This is a genomic window from Microbacterium hydrocarbonoxydans (assembly GCF_000956475.1).
GTDB lineage: Bacteria > Actinomycetota > Actinomycetes > Actinomycetales > Microbacteriaceae > Microbacterium > Microbacterium hydrocarbonoxydans_A.
This window is the reverse complement of the sequence record NZ_JYJB01000010.1, coordinates 684,222-700,404: the sequence shown is the minus strand read 5'-3', so window position 1 is coordinate 700,404 and position 16,183 is coordinate 684,222. Positions and strand designations below refer to the sequence as shown.

General features: G+C 68.3%; 13 protein-coding genes and 1 tRNA gene. 13 read left to right on the top strand and 1 reads right to left on the bottom strand.

Going from position 1 to position 16,183, the window contains the following annotated elements; all coding sequences use genetic code 11:
- The first annotated feature begins 72 nt into the window (after positions 1–72).
- The 3 genes from serA (at position 73) to RS84_RS15965 (ending at position 3,468) form a co-directional block, all read left to right on the top strand.
- Positions 73–1,677 carry a phosphoglycerate dehydrogenase gene (gene serA / locus RS84_RS15975; protein WP_045258747.1) on the top strand — a complete coding sequence of 535 codons (1,605 nt, stop codon included), beginning with the start codon at positions 73–75 and terminating at the stop codon, positions 1,675–1,677.
- A gap of 175 nt (positions 1,678–1,852) precedes the next feature.
- On the top strand, positions 1,853–2,227 hold the full coding sequence (locus RS84_RS19370; RefSeq protein ID WP_045258746.1) for a YciI family protein: 375 nt from the start codon (positions 1,853–1,855) through the stop codon (positions 2,225–2,227).
- 14 nt (positions 2,228–2,241) lie between these two features.
- Complete coding sequence (locus RS84_RS15965) at positions 2,242–3,468, top strand: RNA polymerase sigma factor (protein ID WP_045258745.1); 1,227 nt, start codon at positions 2,242–2,244, stop codon at positions 3,466–3,468.
- Between the two features lie 12 nt (positions 3,469–3,480).
- Here the strand turns inward: RS84_RS15965 and RS84_RS15960 are convergent, their stop codons facing one another.
- A complete protein-coding gene (locus RS84_RS15960) occupies positions 3,481–4,026 on the bottom strand; it encodes a TetR/AcrR family transcriptional regulator (protein ID WP_045258744.1) in 546 nt (181 codons plus the stop codon).
- Between the two features lie 93 nt (positions 4,027–4,119).
- Here RS84_RS15960 and RS84_RS15955 point away from each other — a divergent pair, with 93 nt between their 5' ends.
- From RS84_RS15955 to RS84_RS15910, 10 genes are all read left to right on the top strand, one after another.
- Positions 4,120–5,670: an MFS transporter gene (locus RS84_RS15955; RefSeq protein ID WP_045258743.1), complete on the top strand. Its 1,551-nt coding sequence runs from the start codon at positions 4,120–4,122 to the stop codon at positions 5,668–5,670.
- Positions 5,671–5,790: 120 nt separating this feature from the next.
- Positions 5,791–6,834, top strand: coding sequence for a 3-isopropylmalate dehydrogenase (locus RS84_RS15950; RefSeq protein ID WP_045258742.1), 1,044 nt, complete (start codon positions 5,791–5,793; stop codon positions 6,832–6,834).
- Positions 6,835–6,895: 61 nt separating this feature from the next.
- The gene (locus RS84_RS15945; protein WP_045259256.1) at positions 6,896–7,993 is read left to right on the top strand and encodes a branched-chain amino acid aminotransferase; all 1,098 of its coding nucleotides are present in this window, start codon (positions 6,896–6,898) and stop codon (positions 7,991–7,993) included.
- 25 nt (positions 7,994–8,018) lie between these two features.
- Positions 8,019–8,786 carry a fumarylacetoacetate hydrolase family protein gene (locus RS84_RS15940; protein WP_045258741.1) on the top strand — a complete coding sequence of 256 codons (768 nt, stop codon included), beginning with the start codon at positions 8,019–8,021 and terminating at the stop codon, positions 8,784–8,786.
- A complete protein-coding gene (locus RS84_RS15935; RefSeq protein ID WP_045258740.1) occupies positions 8,783–10,036 on the top strand; it encodes an MFS transporter in 1,254 nt (417 codons plus the stop codon). Before RS84_RS15940 ends, RS84_RS15935 begins: the two co-directional genes overlap by 4 nt.
- A gap of 12 nt (positions 10,037–10,048) precedes the next feature.
- Entirely contained in the window at positions 10,049–11,554 is a 1,506-nt protein-coding gene (gene gltX / locus RS84_RS15930; RefSeq protein WP_045258739.1) for a glutamate--tRNA ligase, read from the top strand.
- A gap of 227 nt (positions 11,555–11,781) precedes the next feature.
- On the top strand, positions 11,782–13,245 hold the full coding sequence (locus RS84_RS15925; RefSeq protein ID WP_052676404.1) for a right-handed parallel beta-helix repeat-containing protein: 1,464 nt from the start codon (positions 11,782–11,784) through the stop codon (positions 13,243–13,245).
- Positions 13,242–15,332, top strand: coding sequence for a pectinesterase family protein (locus RS84_RS15920; RefSeq protein ID WP_052676403.1), 2,091 nt, complete (start codon positions 13,242–13,244; stop codon positions 15,330–15,332). Before RS84_RS15925 ends, RS84_RS15920 begins: the two co-directional genes overlap by 4 nt.
- Before the next feature lie 139 nt (positions 15,333–15,471).
- On the top strand, positions 15,472–15,969 hold the full coding sequence (locus tag RS84_RS15915; RefSeq protein ID WP_045258738.1) for a lipocalin family protein: 498 nt from the start codon (positions 15,472–15,474) through the stop codon (positions 15,967–15,969).
- Positions 15,970–16,079: 110 nt separating this feature from the next.
- Positions 16,080–16,151: transfer RNA gene (locus tag RS84_RS15910), tRNA-Gln, on the top strand.
- Positions 16,152–16,183: the final 32 nt, after the last annotated feature.

Here is a 16,183-nt window from a genome sequence, read left to right as displayed (position 1 = left end):
CGTGATCGCGCCCCCATGGTGTGCGGCGCATCGGCCCTCTCCCGCATGTCGCGCTGCCCCGAAGGATCCACTGTGCCGAAGCCTGTTGTGCTCATCGCCGAAGAACTCTCTCCCGCCACCATCGAGGCCCTGGGCCCCGACTTCGACGTCCGCAGCGTCGACGGCACCGATCGGGAGGCGCTGTTCGCCTCTCTCGCGGAGGCGGACGCGGTGCTGATCCGTTCGGCGACCCGCATCGACGAGGAGGCGCTGGCCCACGCCCCGAAGCTGAAGGTCGTCGCCCGCGCCGGTGTCGGCCTCGACAACGTCGACATCAAGGCGGCCACCACCGCCGGAGTCATGGTCGTCAACGCGCCCACCTCGAACATCGTCTCTGCAGCCGAGCTCACGGTCGGACACATCCTCAGCCTCGCCCGCCGGATCCCGGCCGCGCACGCCTCTCTGTCGGCCGGTCAGTGGAAGCGCAGCTCCTACACCGGCGCCGAGCTCTTCGAGAAGACCGTGGGAATCATCGGCCTCGGCCGCATCGGCGCCCTCGTCGCTGCGCGCCTCGCCGCGTTCGACATGCGTGTGGTGGCTTACGATCCCTACGTCACGTCTGCTCGCGCGCAGCAGCTGGGAGTGCAGCTGCTCTCGCTCGAGGAGCTCGTCGCGGAGAGCGACTTCATCACGATCCACATGCCCAAGACGCCCGAGACCACGGGCATGCTCAGCACCGAGCAGTTCAAGGCCATGAAGAAGACCGCCTACGTCGTGAACGTCGCCCGCGGCGGTCTGATCGATGAGGAGGCTCTGATCGACGCCCTCAACGCGGGCGAGATCGCGGGCGCCGGCCTCGATGTCTTCACTTCGGAGCCGCCCGCGGAGGGCAGCACCGCGCGTGCCCTCACCGAGCTGCCCAACGTCGTCGTCACCCCGCACCTCGGGGCGAGCACCGACGAGGCGCAGGAGAAGGCGGGTGTCTCGGTCGCTCGCTCGGTGCGTCTCGCCCTCGGCGGCGACCTGGTGCCCGATGCGGTCAACGTCGCCGGCGGCGTCATCGACCCGTACGTGCGCCCCGGCATCTCGCTCGTCGAGAAGCTCGGCCAGATCTTCTCGGCGCTGGCCACCTCGCCGCTCACGAGCCTCGACGTCGAGGTCCACGGCGAGCTGAACGACTACGACGTGAGCGTGCTCAAGCTCGCGGCCCTCAAGGGCGTGTTCACGAACATCGTCAGCGAGACGGTGTCGTACGTGAACGCTCCTCTGCTCGCAGAGCAGCGCGGTATCGCCGTGCGTCTGCTCAAGGACGACGTGAGCGAGGAGTACCGCAACGTCATCACGCTGAAGGGTGCGCTCTCCGACGGCAGCCAGCTGTCGGTGTCGGGCACGCTGACCGGACCCAAGCAGACCGAGAAGCTCGTCGGAATCAACGATCACGCTCTCGAGCTGCCGATCGAGAAGCACCACGTCGTGATGCTCTACACCGACCGTCCCGGAATCGTCGCGGTGTACGGTCAGAAGTTCGGTGAGGCCGGCATCAACATCGCCGGCATGCAGATCGGCCGCCTGGCGGCCGGAGACCAGGCGCTGAGCGTGCTGACGCTCGACTCGCCCGTCTCGGATGAGCTTCTCGACGATGTGCGCACCGCCATCGACGCCGACCTGTTCCGGCAGATCGAGCTCGCCGAGGTCTGAGCGACAGGCAACACGACGCGGGAGGGGCGGATCGCCCCTCCCGCGTCGTCGTGTCTTCCCCTCCTCGCGGATTTCCGAAAGAATCTGCACGCGGCTGTCGATTTCATCGGGTCGTCGACGTCGTATCAGTGTTCGACATCCACGGGCGAAGCCCGCACGACGAAGGAGACAGCAGATGTCCGCTGAGTACATGATCATCATCCACGAGCCGGAGTGGGATCCCTCGGTGCTTCCTGCCGCGCGCATCGAGGCAGACCTCGCCGGCCACCGGGCCTTCCAGGCCGCGGTCCGCGAGGCCGGTCACCGCATCACCGCAGGCGTGCCGCTGCGTCCGCAGTCGGAGGCGGTGCGCATCCGCCCGTCCGACGCCGGACCCGTCTTCACCGACGGCCCCTTCGGCGAGACACGTGAGGTCGTCACGGGGTTCTACGTGTTCACGGCCGATTCGCCGGAGCAGGCGCGCGAACTGGCCGCGATGGTTCCCACCGGCGGCTGGCTCGACCTGCATCCGGTCCTGGACATGCAGGCCGCACGGCCTGTCGACGCCTGACCACGCGACCCGAGATGAACATCCGCATCGAGGATGCGTTCCGGACCGACGCCGGGCGCATCCTCGGTGCGGTCACGGCGTACACCGGTGACCTGGAGCTGGCCGAGGATGCCGTGCAGGAGGCGTTCGCACGCGCGATCGCTCAGGAGAACGCGGGGGAGGGGCCGGGCAATCCCGCCGCATGGATCACCACCGCGGCGCGGCGCATCGCCGTCGACACCATCCGCCGTGAGCGCACGGCGGCGCGCGCTCATCCGCGGCTCGTGGCCGACGCCGCGTCGCCTGATGCGGTGGACCCGGGGGAGTTCGCGTTCACGGGCGATGAGCGACTCGAGCTCATCCTCACGGTGTGCCACCCCGAGCTCGGCGAAGAGACGCGGCTGGGCCTGGCGCTGCGCTTCGCCTGCGGCATCCCGACGCGCGACGTCGCGTCGATGCTGCTCGTCACGGAGTCGGCGATGGCCGCGCGGCTGACCAGGGCCAAGCGTCACCTGCACGAGTCGTCGATCCGGTTCGCGATGACCGACGGCCGCCAGGTCGCCGAGCGGATGCCGGATGCTCTCTCGGTGATCTCGCTGATGTTCACCGTGGGCTATGACGCACCGGCCAGAGCCGAAGCGGCGCAGCTCTGCGCCGACGCGATCGAGCTGGCCCGCGACGCGCATCGCATCCGCTCTGACGACCCCGAAGCCGCCGGCCTGCTCGCACTTCTTCTGCTCACGCATGCCCGCAGGCCCGCGCGCCTGGATCCGGCCGGTGAACTCGTGGAACTCGCGGCCGCCGACCGCAGGCGGTGGGACGTGCGGATGCTCGCTGAAGGCGAGCTGCTCGCCACCCGGGCTCTGACTGTCGGCACAGGTCGCTTCGCCCTGCAGGCCGGCATCGCCGGGCTCCACGCGATCGCGGCGGAGTGGGAGCACACGGACTGGGACGCGATCGCGCGGCTTTACGAAGGGCTCGTCGACCTGTGGCCCTCGCCGTCGTCACGACTGGCACGACTGGTCGCCCGCGGGCACGCTCCCGCCATCGGACCCGAATCGGCGCGGCTGGAGCTGGACGCCGACGAGGCGCTCTTCCGCGGAACCACGGCGGCGCAGGCCTTCGCGGTGCGCGCCGAGCTCGATGTTCAGTGCAGAGATCCGCTCTCGGCGCTCACGGACCTCCACGAAGCGCTCATCCGGACCGAGGACCCAGCCGTGAGGCGGCATCTGGAGCGACGGATCTCCGCGCTCACCGTGTGACGACGACGGAAGTCAGGGCGCCGTCGCCCGGAGCACGAGGGCGATGAGGTCGGCGAGCTCCTGCTGCCGGGGGACCAGAAGGTCGGACCCGTTCACGTCGAGCGAGTTGTTGAAGTACAGGCCGTCGCTGAGCAGCATCACGAGATCAAGGCTCGCAGCGTCGCGGACGTGCGGCCGGATCGCGTTCTCCCACCGGCGGCGTGAGTTCCGCAGTGCCTCGGCCGCGGCGGCCGAGCCTCCCTGCGCGAGTCGCGATGCGGCGATCAGCGCACGGTCGAGAGCCTCGTCCTCCATCACCGATGTGCGGAGGTAGTACGCCACCGGGCCTTCCTCGGCGGTCGTCATCTTCGCGAGATCCGCGTCGTTGAGGGCCTCGAGACGCGCGAGCAGGCCGGCGACGAGCTCGTCTCTGGATCCGAAGTGGTAGAGCAGGCCGCCCTTCGAGACGCCTGCCGCCTTCGCCGTCGCGTCAAGCGTCGCGGTGCGCTCTCCGTCGGCGATGACGATGGCCTCGAAGGCGTCGAGCACGCGTTCACGGGCGAGCGGGGGTCTGGGCATGCGGGCCTCGGAGTCGTTCGGGTGGTGGGGACATCTGTTACTATACCATCTGGACGGTTCAGTTATGGGCCGCGGAGATGTGAGAGGTGCTTCATGGCGCGCACAGCGTCGATTCCCACTGTCAGTGATGCCGTCGAGACCGATGCCCCCCGTGTCGGGGCGAGGGGATGGGCCGCACTCGTCGTGCTGATGCTGCCGGTTCTGCTGGTCTCGGTCGATAACACGGTGCTGAGCTTCGCCCTGCCGGAGATCTCGATCGCGCTGTCGCCGTCTGGCGCTGAGCAGCTCTGGATCATCGACGTGTATCCGCTCGTGCTCGCGGGCCTTCTTGTGACGATGGGGACGATGGGCGACCGCTTCGGCCGGCGGCGGATGCTGCTGATCGGAGCCACCGGATTCGCCGCGGTGTCGGCGCTCGCTGCATTCGCCCCCACCGCGGGTCTGCTGATCGCCGCCCGCGCGCTGCTCGGGTTCTTCGGCGCGATGCTCATGCCGTCGACGCTGTCCCTGCTGCGCTCCATCTTCCAGAACAGGGACCAGCGGCGGCTCGCCATCGCCGTGTGGGCGTCGGCATTCTCCGCCGGGTCTGCGCTTGGTCCTATCGTCGGCGGGTTCCTGCTCGAGCACTACGCATGGGGTGCGGTGTTCCTCGTCGCGGTGCCCGTGCTCATCCCGCTGCTGATCGCCGCACCGCTGCTGGTGCCGGAGAGCCGTGATCCGAATCCCGGGCGGATCGACCCGATCAGCATCCTGTTCTCGATGGGCGCGATGATCCCCGTCGTGTACGCGATCAAGTCCCTTGCGACCGACGGGCCGACGCTCGGCGCCGGTGCGTGGGCGCTGCTGGGGGCCGCGCTGGGCGCACTGTTCGTCCGCCGCCAGCTGCGTGCAGACATCCCGATGCTCGACATGGCGCTCTTCCGCAGGGGAACGTTCTCCGGCGCGATACTCGTGAATCTGCTGAGCGTCGTGGCTCTCGTTGGCTTCCTCTACTTCGTGTCGCAGCATCTGCAACTCGTGCTGGGGCTTTCGCCGATGGTCGCCGGTTTCGCGCTGGTGCCGGGCATGGCGGCCATGATCGTGGCGGGGCTCACGGTGGTTCCGATCTCGCGCCGCGTTCAGCCGCGCGTGCTGATCCCCGCCGCGCTGACGTTCTCGGTCGCAGGTTATCTGCTGGTCGCGTTCACGACGGCCGATCACGGCGTCGTCCCGCTGATCATCGCGTTCGTTGTGCTCGGTCTAGGAATCGGCGCTGCCGAGACCATCTCGAACGAGCTCATCCTCTCGAGCGCTCCGGCCGAGAAGGCGGGAGCCGCGAGCGCAGTGTCCGAGACCGCGTACGAGCTGGGTGCAGTGCTTGGCACGGCGATCCTCGGCGGGATCATCACGGCCTTCTACCGCGGTGCGCTGGTGCTGCCGGAAGGTCTTCCAGCGGAAGCTGCGGATGCGGCGAGGGAGACCCTCGCGGGCGCATACACCGCGGCTTCGGAGCTGCCGGGCGCACTCGGGACGGCACTGTGGGATGCGGCCGCCGCCGCGTTCGGTTCCGGGATCATGGTCACGTCGCTGATCGGTGCGGCGCTCGTGATCGCCGCGGGCGTGATCGCCGCCGTCACACTGCGTTCGACGAACACCGCGGGGTGAGCCCGCTGCGGGGCGTCACGCGGACATCGCGGGTCTCGAGGCGGCGCTACGCTGGATTCGATCCTGAACCGACGATCCCATCGGTGTGCGCGCCGGTTCTTCCCCAGTGCTAGGAGTGTCATGTCGCGTGTCGTCAAGCTTGCCGTCATCCCCGGTGACGGCATCGGCCCCGAGGTCGTCGCAGAAGCCGAGAAGGTCCTCGACGCGGTGACCGCCGGCAGCGGAGTCGTGTTCGACAAGACCCGTTTCTCCCTGGGGGCCGCACGGTTCCTCGAGACGGGCGACACTCTGACCGACGAGGACCTCGCGGCGATCTCCGCGAATGACGCGATCCTTCTCGGCGCCGTCGGCGGCCAGCCCGGCGACCCGCGACTCAAGGACGCGAACATCGAGCGGGGGCTGCTGCTCAAACTGCGCTTCACGCTGGACCACTATGTCAACCTGCGCCCGTCCAAGCTGTTCACGGGAGCTGCCGGCCCGCTGGCGGAGCCCGGCGAGATCGACTTCGTGGTCGTCCGCGAGGGCACAGAGGGGCCCTACGTCGGCAACGGCGGCGCGATCCGCAAGGGCACCCCGCACGAGGTCGCCAACGAGACGAGCGTCAACACCGCTTTCGGTGTCGAGCGCGTGGTGCGATACGCGTTCGACCTCGCCGAGCGCCGCAGCAGAAAGCTCACCCTGGTGCACAAGACCAACGTGCTCGTGCACGCAGGCGCGATCTGGCAGCGCATCGTCAACGAGGTCGCGGCCGAGCACCCCGATGTCGCCGTCGACTACCTGCACGTCGACGCGGCCACGATCTTCCTCGTGACCGACCCCTCGCGCTTCGACGTGATCGTCACCGACAACCTGTTCGGCGACATCCTCACCGATCTCGCAGGCGCCGTCACGGGTGGCATCGGGCTCGCGGCGTCAGGCAACATCAATCCTGACGGGGCCTTCCCGTCGATGTTCGAGCCGGTGCACGGCTCGGCACCGGATATCGCCGGCCAGCAGAAGGCGGACCCGACCGCCGCGATCCTCTCGGTCGCGCTGCTGCTCGATCATCTCGGGCTGAGCGAGGAGTCGGCGCGGGTCAGCGCCGCGGTCGAGGCGGACATCGCGGCCCGCGACGGCGCACGCACGACCGCGGAGATCGGCTCCGCGATCGCTGCGCGTCTCTGATCGACAGGCGTAGGCTGAAACGGCGCGACGACGCGCCCACGCACGAGGAATGGAAGACGAGATGACGACGATCGACGCCGAGACGACTGCAGCTCCGCTGGAGTTCGCGGTGACGAAGAACCTGAACGCGGCGACCCCCGCGCGGGTGGCCGAGGTTCTGGAGAACCCGGGCTTCGGTGTGGTCTTCACCGACCACATGGTCGACATCTGCTGGTCTGCGAAGGGCGGGTGGCACCGGCCGCGCGTGCAGCCCTACGGCCCGATCCCGCTCGACCCCGCGGCATCCGTGCTGCACTACGCGCAGGAGATCTTCGAAGGCATCAAGGCCTACCGGCACGCAGACGGCACTGTGCACACCTTCCGCCCGGACCGCAACGCTGCCCGCATGCAGGCCAGCGCGCGCCGTCTCGCGCTGCCAGAGCTGCCGACCGAGTACTTCATCGAGTCGCTGCGCCAGCTCGTTTCGATCGACGAGCGCTGGGTGCCCTCCGGCGCCGACCAGAGCCTCTACCTGCGGCCGTTCATGTTCGCCAAGGAGGCGTTCCTCGGGGTGCGCGCGGCGCAGAAGGTCGCGTACTACGTGATCGCGAGCCCCGCCGGCGCGTACTTCACCGGTGGCGTGAAGCCCGTTCGGATCTGGCTCTCGGAGGACTACGCTCGTGCGGGTCGCGGCGGAACAGGCAAGGCGAAGACCGGCGGCAACTACGCGTCGAGCCTGCTCCCACAGGCCGAGGCCTATGCGAAGGGATGCGACCAGGTCGTGTTCCTCAATGAGAACCGCGATGTGGAGGAGCTCGGCGGCATGAACGTCGTGTTCGTCTTCAAGGACGGCCGCGTCGTGACCCCCGAATCCGACAGCATCCTCGAGGGGATCACGCGCGATTCGCTCCTGCAGCTCGCGCAAGACCGCGGCTACACCGTCGAGAAGCGTCCGATCTCGATCGACGAGTGGCGCGAGGGCGTCGCATCCGGAGACATCGTCGAGGTCTTCGCCTGCGGCACGGCTGCCGTGGTCACCCCGATCGGCGCGCTGGTCGGCACCGACTTCGAAGAGCCTCAGCCTCTCGGCGAGCTCGCGCTGTCGCTGCGCGAAGAGCTCACCGACATCCAGTACGGGCGCCGCGAAGACAAGCACGGCTGGCTCGTCCGTCTCGTCTGAACAGAGGGCTGAGTAGGCTGGACGGGTGAAGATCGCACGATTCAGCCACGACGACGCCATCATGTACGGGATCGTCGACGAGTCCGACCTGGTCGTGCTCGCCGGCGACCCGATGTTCGCCGGTTACGAGCCCACAGGACAGCGGATCCCCCTGGCGGATGCCGCGCTGCTCGCGCCGGTCATCCCGCGCTCGAAGGTGGTCTGCGTCGGCAAGAACTACCACGACCACGCTGCCGAGATGGGCGGTGTGGCCCCCGAGGAGCCCCTGCTGTTTCTGAAGCCGAACACCTCTGTCATCGGGCCCGGGGACTCGATCGTGCGTCCTTCGCTCTCGCAGCAGACCGAGTACGAGGGTGAGCTCGCCGTCGTGATCGGCAAGATCGCGAAGAACGTCACGGCGGCGGACGCGCTGACCTACGTGCTGGGATACACGATCGCGAACGACGTCACGGCACGCGATCTGCAGCGCAAGGACGGGCAGTGGTCGCGCGCCAAGGGCTTCGACACCTTCTGCCCGCTCGGTCCGGTGATCGAGACGGACTTCGATCCGGCATCCGCCACGGTCGAGACCCGTGTGAACGGTGAGGTGCGCCAGCACGCTCCGCTGACCGACATGATCCACTCCGTCGCGTCGATCATCGAATACGCGTCAGCGGTGTTCACGCTGCTTCCCGGAGACGTGATCCTCACCGGCACGCCGGCGGGCGTCGGCGCCTTCGACGCGGGCGACGTCGTCGAGGTCGAGATCTCGGGCCTCGGCATCCTGCGCAACCCCGTTCGCGACGCGCGGTGACCACGCTCGCGCCCGAGCAGCAGGCAGCCGTTCAGCGGCGAACCGTCGTGGTCCTGTCCGCGGGGCAGGTGCTCGGCGGCATCGCCTTCGGCGCGACCGTGTCGCTCGGGGCGCTGCTCGCGGCCGACCTCTCCGGAGACGACGGCCTGTCCGGGCTGGCCACAGCATCCGTGACCCTGGGCCCTGCGCTCTGCTCGATCCCGCTCGCCCGGCTGGCCGCGCGCGTCGGACGCCGCCGCGCGCTCACCCTCGGCAACATCTTCGCCCTCGTCGGCATCATGATCGTCGTGCTCGCGGTGTCGCTGCGCATCTTCCCGCTGCTGCTTCTGGGCACGCTGACGATCGGCGCCGGCAACGCGGGAAACCTCCAGTCGAGGTTCGCAGCGACCGACCTCGCCGCCCCCGAGCACCGGGGGCGCGACCTGTCGATCGTGGTGTGGTCGACGACGATCGGGGGAGTGGCGGGGCCGCTGCTGCTCGCTCCGGGAGAGCTGGTCGGGCATGCGATCGGCATGCCGCCGCAGACCGGCTCCTATGCCTTCTCATTCGTCGCGCAGTGCCTCGCGCTGGTGCTGTACCTGGTCGCTCTTCGGCCTGACCCGCTTCTGACCGCTCAGCAGCTCGCACGGGCGGCCGCGGCCGTCACCGGCATCGTTCGGGAAGACCGGCCGGTCGTGGCGCGGTATGCGATCTTCGCGGTCGCGGGCTCGCACGTCGTGATGGCCTCTGTCATGGCGATGACACCCGTGCATCTGTCGCACATGGCGCATGAGATGCATGGAGTGCAGACGACTCCGGCCGATGTGTCGGCGCTGGTCGGCGTCACGATCGCTCTGCACGTCGGCGGCATGTATGCGCTGTCGCCGGTGTTCGGCATTCTCGCCGACCGCCTCGGTCGCCTGCGCGTGGTGCTGCTCGGCCAGGTGCTGCTCGGCGGAGCACTGACCTTCGCGGTGTTCGCCAACGGCCAGGCATGGGGAGTCATCGTCGCTCTCATCCTGCTGGGACTCGGCTGGAGCGCGGCGACGGTCGCGGGCGCGGCACTGCTCACCGAGTCGAGCGCGCCCGAGCTGCGCACCCGTCGTCAGGGGCGCAGCGACTCGCTCATGAGCCTGTGCGCCGCGGGCGGCGCCGTGCTCGCCGGCGTGATCCTGTCGAACTTCCAGTACGCGGGGCTCGGGATCGCAGCATCCGTGATCGTCGTCGCGATCGTGGCGCTCTCGCCGCTGGGGAGAGTGCGCGCCCAGTAGAATCGAGGGGCTATGGCTACTCCTCACCCCCTCACCACGACCGCTAGTGGTGCCGACGTCCGCGTCCGCTTCTGCCCGTCTCCGACCGGCCTGCCGCACGTCGGCATGGTCCGCACCGCCCTCTACAACTGGGCGTACGCGCGTCACACCGGCGGCAAGATGGTGTTCCGCATCGAGGACACCGACGCCGCGCGCGACAGCGAGGAGAGCTTCCGCCAGCTCGTCGACGCGCTCACCTGGCTCAAGATCGACTGGGACGAGGGCGTCGAGGTCGGCGGACCGCACGAGCCGTACCGTCAGTCGCAGCGTCACGACATCTACCGGGGCGTGATCGACAAGCTCGTCGCCAGCGGCGCGCTGTATGAGAGCTACTCGACCGCGGAGGAGATCGACGCCCGCAACGAGGCCAACGGCCGCGCCAAGCAGCTCGGCTACGACAACTTCGACCGCGACCTCACCGACGAGCAGAAGGCCGCGTTCCGCGCCGAGGGGCGTCAGCCCGCACTGCGTCTGCGCGTGCCGGATGAAGATCTCACGTACGTCGACCTCATCCGCGGCGAGGTGACCTTCCCGGCCGGATCCTTCCCCGATTTCGTGGTGGTTCGGCCCAACGGCATCCCGCTGTACACCTTCGTGAACCCGGTCGACGACGCGCTCATGGGAATCACGCACGTGCTGCGCGGCGAGGACCTCATGCCGTCGACGGCTCGGCAGCTCGCGCTGTACGCCGCGCTGATCGACGCGGGCGTGACCACGTTCGTCCCGCGTTTCGCGCACATGCCGCTGGTGCTGGGAGAGACGGGCAACAAGAAGCTCTCCAAGCGCGACCCGCAGGCCGACCTGTTCCTGCACCGTGAGCGCGGCTTCATCCACGAGGGGCTCCTGAACTACCTCGCGCTGCTGGGCTGGTCGATCGGGCACGACCGCGACGTGTTCTCGCTCGAGGAGTTCACCGAGGCGTTCGACATCGTCAACGTGAACCCGAACCCGGCTCGCTTCGATCAGAAGAAGGCCGAGTCGATCAACGGAGACCACATCCGGATGCTCGACGAGAAGGACTTCGCCGAGCGGATCGTGCCCTACCTCGCTGCCGCGGGCCTCTTCGACGAGCCGACCCACGAGCAGCTCGTGCTGGCCTTCCGCGCGGCACCGCTGATCCAGGAGCGCGTGCAGCTGCTGGGCGAAGCACCGGGCATGCTCGGCTTCCTCTTCACCGACGACGTCTCCTATGAGGCCGATGGGCTCAAGGGTCTTCCCGCGAATGCTGCGGAGGTTCTCGACGCATGTGTCGCAGCACTCGAGCCGGTCGCCGAGTTCACCCCGGAGAAGATCCAGGATGCTCTCGCCGCAGCGCTCATCGACGGACTGGAGCTCAAGCCCCGCGTCGCCTACGGACCGCCGCGCGTCGCGATCACCGGTCGCCGGGTGTCGCCGCCGCTGTTCGAGTCGATGGAGCTGCTCGGCAAGGACGAATCGCTGCGGCGCCTGCGGGCGCTGTCGGAGCATCTCGCCGGCTGAATCGTCGTCTGATGCAGGTCAAGGGGTTGCCCGGTCGGGTAACCCCTTGACTTATATGTTGCCGGTCGCTACTTTTTAGAAACCGGTTTCTAGAGACGCATCGGTCGCAGAGTGCGGCGGATCCGGCCTTCGCTCCGACGTGACCATCGGGGCGATCACGCACGCCCAGACGGCGTCATGTCTGTGCGCCGTGGCGGTTCCCGCGAGTCTCACGAGAGGTATGTGCAATGGTGCACTTCACACCCAGATCCGTTCCATCGCGGCGCGTCGGCGCGCTATGCGTCTCGGCGCTCGCCCTGCTGATCGCCGTGCCGACGACGACGGGTGCCTCCGCGGCGCCCATTCCCGGCGCCGCTCTGCTGCACGACATGGGCGCGCCGGCGACGGCATCCGCCGACGGCCCCGTGTGGTCACCCGTCGCGACGGGCTTCGCCTCAGTGCCGACAGCAGAACATCCCGATGGCACCACCGGCGGTGCGGCAGGTGAAACCGTCGTCGTCAGGGACGCCGACGCCCTCGCGGCCTCCGCCGCCAGCGAGGGACCGCTCACGATTCTCGTCGCCGGCGAGATCAACGTCGGCGACGGCGGCATGATCACCGTGACCGACGACAAGACGATCGCGGGCACGGCATCCGGCGGGGAGATCGTCGATGGCGGCCTGTTCGTGAACCATGCCAGCAACGTGATCATCCGCAACCTCACCTTCCGCGACTCTTTCATCGCGGGTGATTGGGACGGCAAGTCGCCGGAGAACGACAACGACGGTATCCGCATCGACACGTCCGATCACGTGTGGATCGATCACAACGAGTTCGCCCGCATCGGTGACGGCCAGCTCGACATCCGCAAGGACTCGACGGCGGTGACGGCCTCGTGGAACTACTTCCACGACCACAACAAGACTCTCGGCGTCGGGTGGACGTCCAACCTCGTCACGACGCTGACTCTGCATCACAACCGCTTCTCGAACGTTCATCAGCGCAACGGCAGCATCGACAACGTCGCCTACGGGCACGCCTACAACAACTGGCTCTCCGGGGTCAGCTCTTACGGAATGAACTCTCGCGGCGGTTCGACGATGCTCGTCGAGTCGAGCGTGTTCGAGCACGCGAGGCAGCCCCTCCTTGTCGCCGACACCGCACGGCTGCACCAGCGCGACAACATCTTCACGGACGTGTGGCAGTCGACCTCGGCGGAGACCGGACCGACGTTCGAGGCGACCGAGTTCTACGACTACTCGGCCGACCCCGTCGAAGACGTGGTGGATCTTCTCACTCGCTTCTCGGGAACGACGAAGACCGCATCCCGGGAGCAGATCGACAAGCAGGTGACGGTTGCCCAGGACGGCTCCGGCGACTACCTCTCCCTCCACGCCGCCGTCGGCGCCGCGTCGCGTGCCGACCACGCTGTCGAGATCGTCGTGGAGGCCGGCGTCTACCGCGAAGTCGTATCGGTCTGGCCCGGGGCGGAGGGCCTCACCATCCGGGGTGCGACGGGCGATCCCGCCGATGTGGTCATCACCTACGACAAGATGCCCGCACTGACCGTGCACGCCGATGGCGTGACGCTCGACGACCTCACGATCGAGAACTCGACCGGCGCCGAGTACGCGTTCGTCGACTCCGGCGAGGGGACGGCCCTCGACGATGTGACCATCATCGGCGAGCAGCTGAAGGGAGATCCGCGATGACCGCCCACGACGTCCGCGGGACGAAGAGCTCGGCAGGCGCCGCTCGAATGGGCCGCGCCTCATTCCTCCGGATCGCCGCCACCGCTGTCGCGGGGCCCGTGCTCGCCCTCGGGCTGTTCGCACCGGTGGCGCACGCCGACGACGTCACCGCCGACCCTGCGGCAGCGGGCGCGGCGCTCCTGGAGCGCATCGGCGCGCCCGCCGATGTCACGGCCGACGGCCCCGTGTGGTCGCCGATCGCGACGGGCTTCGCATCGACCCCGACCGCCGACCTGCCGCACGGCACGACCGGCGGCATCGGCGGCGACACGGTGGTGGTCAGGGATGCCGCAGCCCTCAGGGAGTACGCCGCGAGCGATGGACCGCTGACGATCCTCGTGAAGGGCGAGATCGTCGTGGGGGACGGCAGCATGATCACGGTCTCGGATGACAAGACCGTCGCCGGCGTAGGTGCCAAGTCGGGGATCGTGGGCGGAGGTCTGTACATCGATCACGCGAGCAACGTGATCGTGCGGAATCTCACTTTCCGTGACTCCTACATCCCGGGAGACTGGGACGGCAAGTCGCCGGAGAACGACAACGACGGCATCCGCGTCGACACCTCGGACCACGTCTGGATCGACCACAACATGTTCACCCGGATCGGAGACGGGATGACCGATCTGCGCAAGGACTCCACGGCGCTGACCCTCTCGTGGAACGTCTATCGCGATCACAACAAGGCGATCGGCGTCGGCTGGACGCCGAACGTCGTGACGACGCTCACGATGCACCACAACCTGATCTCGAACACGTACCAGCGCAACGCCAGCATCGACAACGTCGCCTACGCGCACCTCTACAACAACCATGTCGAGGGGTTCGGGCAGTACGGCACGATGTCGCGGGGCGCGTCGCGGATACTCGTCGAGTACAGCAGCTATGCGCATGGTGAGGATGCGATCGTCGCGAAGGATGCGGCATCCCAGGTGCAGTCGCGCGGGAACAGCTTCACCGACATCCGCGGTCTGAAGCAGAACACCGGACCGGCCTTCGAGGCGAGCGACTTCTATTCGTACGCCGTCGATCCCGTGGCCGATGTCGAGGCGATCGTGAAGTCGTTCGCCGGACCCGTCGGTCCGCCCGAGAGCATTCCCCGCACGGTCACCGTCGCGCTCGACGGAACCGGCGACTTCGCGTCTGTCGGCGCCGCGCTCGGCGCCGCGTGGCGGGTCGACCATCCGGTCGACATCGTGATCGAGCCCGGCATCTACCGTGAGGTGGTGCGTGTGTGGCCCGGACTCGACGACGTCACGCTCCGCGGATCGACAGGCGATGCCGCGGACGTCGTGATCACGTACGACGTCGCAGCGGGGCAGAAGAAGTTCTACGGCACCGGGACGTTCGGTCACACGGGGTCGCCCACGGTGTCGGTGCTCGCGGACGACGTCACGCTGAAGGACATCACGATCGAGAACGCCTATGACGAGGCGGCGAACGGAGGCAGCCAGGCGCTGGCCCTGCGCACCTCCGGCGATCGGATCGTGCTCGAGGGGGTGCGACTCCTCGGCAACCAGGACACGTTCCTGGCTGATGCGGGGAAGGGCTCCCGCGTGTATGTCACCGGCTCGTACGTCGAGGGCGACGTGGACTTCATCTACGGTGGCGGCACCCTCGTCGTCGAGGACTCCGAGATCCACTCGCTGGATCGCGGATCGAGTGCTGTCAACGGCTACGTCGCGGCGCCGGCGACGGTGCCCGGATCGCGCGGCTTCCTCTTCGTCGGCAGCCGGTTCACCTCGGATGCGGCGGACGGAACCGTGTTCCTCGGCCGCCCATGGCACCCGAGCAGCAACCCCGGCGTCGAACCGTCGATGCTCGTGCGCGACTCCTGGCTCGGAGCGCACATCGGCACGCCGGCGTGGTCGGACATGAGCGGATGGTCGTGGCGCGACGACGACCTGGTCGAGTTCGGCAATGAGGGCCCGGGAGCCGTGAACGCGGGGGAGGAGGTCGATGGTCGTCCTCAGCTGAGCGATGACGCGGCCGCCGAGCGCACGCGCGAGACCTACCTGTCGGGTGACGACGGCTGGGCTCCCTGGCGCTGACGCGGGGCAGCGGCGGCGGGCTCTTGCACGAGTCCGCCGCCGCGTTGCGTGCCGTTGCATATGCTCCGGACGAGTGCAACCCGGTGGAAGCTTCCTCGTCCATCCCGTAGCTTCGCCGGAAACCGAAGAGGAGGCAGAGATGGAAGACGATCTGGTGCGCTCGGTGCCCGCGCTCGAGCTGGCGCGGTATCTGGGTCTCTGGTACGAACAGGGCCGACTGCCGCTGCGGTTCGAAGACGATGAGGCGCGGGATGTGACAGCCGAGTACTCGCTCGCCGAGGACGGAACCGTGACCGTCGACAACCGATGTCTCGACAGGAACGGCGAGCCCCAGCGTGCACTCGGCCAGGGGATTCCCGATCCGGAGCACCCCGGGCGACTCCGCGTGTCGTTCCTGCCGGAGAAGCTGCGGTGGCTGCCGTTCACGCGCGCCGACTACTGGGTGCTCCGAGTGGACGACGACTACCGGCATGCGCTCGTCGGGACACCCGATCACCGCTACCTGTGGCTGCTGTCGCGGGAGGCGCAGGCCGACCCCGCGGCGGCGGAGAGCTTCCTGCAGACCGCGCGCGACCAGGGATTCGACCTCGAAGCGTGGATCCGCACGCCGCAGTCGGGTGCGGTGGTCTCCTTCTGAGTCGATCCGACGGCGGCGCATGCGCCACGCGCGGGCTGCGCGTGCTGATTTGGCTCCGGGGTGCCGTTCGGGTAAGGTTGAATCTCGGTGCGAGGCTCCGGTTTCGCCCTTGGGGTATGGTGTAATTGGCAACACGGCGGTTTCTGGTTCCGTTGTTCTTGGTTCGAGTCCAGGTACCCCAGCAAGACGAAAACCCCCGGTCATCCGGGGGTTT